The 2370-nt window shown below is 71.2% G+C and carries 4 protein-coding genes; 1 reads left to right on the forward strand and 3 read right to left on the reverse strand.

Features of this window, described 5'->3' with window-relative positions:
- Positions 1-820 (forward strand): DUF2993 domain-containing protein (locus A5730_RS24015; protein ID WP_067905931.1); only part of this gene is annotated, 820 nt, incomplete at its 5' end.
- A gap of 20 nt (positions 821-840) precedes the next feature.
- On the opposite strand, the gene deoC is transcribed toward A5730_RS24015, so the two are convergent.
- From deoC to A5730_RS24030, 3 genes are read right to left on the reverse strand one after another with little or no spacing between them, the layout of a single operon-like run.
- The gene (gene deoC, locus A5730_RS24020; protein ID WP_067905932.1) at positions 841-1521 is read right to left on the reverse strand and encodes a deoxyribose-phosphate aldolase; all 681 of its coding nucleotides are present in this window, start codon (positions 1519-1521) and stop codon (positions 841-843) included.
- On the reverse strand, positions 1521-1937 hold the full coding sequence (locus A5730_RS24025; RefSeq protein WP_067905933.1) for a DUF2599 domain-containing protein: 417 nt from the start codon (positions 1935-1937) through the stop codon (positions 1521-1523). The genes deoC and A5730_RS24025 overlap by 1 nt, the downstream gene beginning before the upstream one ends.
- Positions 1938-1941: 4 nt before the next feature.
- Complete coding sequence (locus A5730_RS24030) at positions 1942-2229, reverse strand: DUF2516 family protein (protein WP_040621261.1); 288 nt, start codon at positions 2227-2229, stop codon at positions 1942-1944.
- Between the last annotated feature and the right edge of the window lie 141 nt (positions 2230-2370).

Consider the following 2370-nt stretch of genomic DNA (forward strand, 5'->3'; position numbering starts at 1 on the left):
GCCCCCGCCCGTCCCGCCCGCGGGCCCGACGGAGACGCTGCGAACCCCCGGCGAGGACCCGGAGCCGGGCACCAAGAAGCGGCGCTTCCTGCGTGATCCGCTCTCCGTGGTGCTGGTCTGCATCATCGTGGTGTGCCTGGTGATCGCGGGCCTGGTCGGCGCCGAGCTGTACGTCCGGCACGTCGCCAACAACAAGGTCGCCGAGGCGGTGGCGTGCGAGGTCAAGGACCAGGCGACCGCGTCGTTCGGGGTGGCGCCGTTGATGCTGTGGCAGCAGCTCACCAAGCACTACACCAACATCTCGGTGTCGACGGCGGGCAACCAGGTCCGTGACGCCAAGGGCATGAAGATCGACATCAACATCCGCGATGTCCAGCTCAAGGACACGCAGGACTCGAAGGGCACGATCGGATCGCTGGACGCGACCGTCACCTGGACGTCCGACGGCATCAAGCAGTCGGTCCAGAACGCGATTCCGGTGCTGGGCCCGTTTGTCACCAACACGGTGACCACCCACCCCGCCGACGGGACCATCGAGCTGAAGGGCATGTTGGACAACCTCACCACCAAGCCGGTGGTGTCGGGCACCGGCTTGCAGCTGCAGATCGTCAGCTTCAACGCGCTCGGCTTCACGATGCCCAAGGAGTCGGTGCAGTCGACCCTGGACGACTTCACCTCGCAGTTCACCAAGAACTACCCGCTGGGCATCCACGCGGACAGCGTGCAGGTCACCAATGACGGTGTGACGAGCCACTTCTCGACGCGCAACGCCAGCATCCCGACCGGCAACAACAACGACCCCTGCTTCGCCAACCTGTGACGGTTTAGCCGGCCGGCAATTCAGCCGAGCCCGTCGAGCACGGCGCGGGTGCCGGACAGGCCGAGCCGGGTGGCGCCCGCATCCAGCATCGCGAGCGCGTCGGCGGCGGCGCGGATGCCGCCGCTGGCCTTGACGCCCAACCGGCCGCCGACCGTCTGGCTCATCACGGTGACCGCGCGCACCGAGGCGCCGCCCGCGGGATGGAAGCCGGTCGACGTCTTCACGAAGTCGGCGCCGGCGTCCTCGGCGGCGCGGCACACCCGCACCAGGGTGCGGTCGTCGGTACCCGACAGCAGCACCGCGGACTCCACGATCACCTTCAGCACCGGGCCCGCGGTCATGGCGGCGCGCACGGCCGCGATGTCGGCCCGCACGGCGTCGATGTCCCCGGCCAGGGCGGCGCCGATGTCGATGACCATGTCCACCTCGGCGGCGCCGGCCGCCACGGCCCGTTCGGCCTCCAGCGCCTTGACCGCCGACGTGTGCTTGCCCGACGGGAAGCCCGCCACGCTCGCCACCCGCACGCCGTGGCCGGCGCGCACCGCGACCGGAACCATCGACGGCGAGACGCACACCGCGTAGACACCCAAATCGGCGGCCTCGGCGACCAGGGCGACCACGTCCGCATCGGTGGCCTCGGGCTTGAGCAGGGTGTGGTCGACCAGCGCCGCCAGCTGCGCCCGGGTGGGTTTGTTCGCCACTAGAACCTTTCTTCGGGCCCGCCCGGATTGCAGCCGGACGCGACCATCTCCGCGTCGTCGACGACGGGGCGCCAGGGCTCCAGGTTCCAGCTGACCTTGCCGGGCTGCGCGAGTTCGGCGTACTGCCAATGGCAGACGAACTGCGCGCGCATGCCGGCGGTGTCCGCGTCCGGCGACAGCGCCACGACCTCGGCCCACGCCTCGTCGGCCAGGGCCGCGTTGTCGGCCTGCTGCCTGGCGGCCAGCCGCCCCGACGGCGTCGGATAGACGCGCAGGCTGCTCAGGCCGTGCCATTGGGCCCACTGCGTGTGGTCGATGAACGGCGGGGACGCCGTGCCCGGGTCCGCCGCCCCGGTGCCCGCGGGGCCGCACAGCGCGACGAGCACCGCTGCCGACACGGTCAGCAGGGCCTTCATCCCGCTAGCGCGACTTACCTTGGATTTCCAGAAGTTTCGGCCGCACGTCGACCAGATACACGCCCGCCGCGCACGCGGCGATCGCCATCCCGAGTACCCCGAAAACAAAACTCAGGATGGACGTCAGGGCGACGGCCAGGCCGAGGATCACCAACCACACCGGCTTGGTCAGCTTGTCGGCGGCGGTGTAGGCGTCGGGCCGCTGAAGGGCGGCGTGCACGAACGCGTATACCGCCGTGACCAAAACGGCGATCTGCAAGACCAACATGACGGTACCCACGAGGTGGCTCACGCCTTAAGCGTATGCGGGCGCCGTCGGAAACGTGGGGGGGGGGGGGGGGGGGGGGGGGGGGGGCGGGGGGCGGCGGGGGGGGGGGGGGGGGGGGGGGGGGGGGGGGGGGGGGGGGGGGGGGGGGGGGGGGGGGGGGGGGGG

The organism is Mycobacterium sp. ACS4054 (genome assembly GCF_001667275.1).
Lineage (GTDB): Bacteria > Actinomycetota > Actinomycetes > Mycobacteriales > Mycobacteriaceae > Mycobacterium.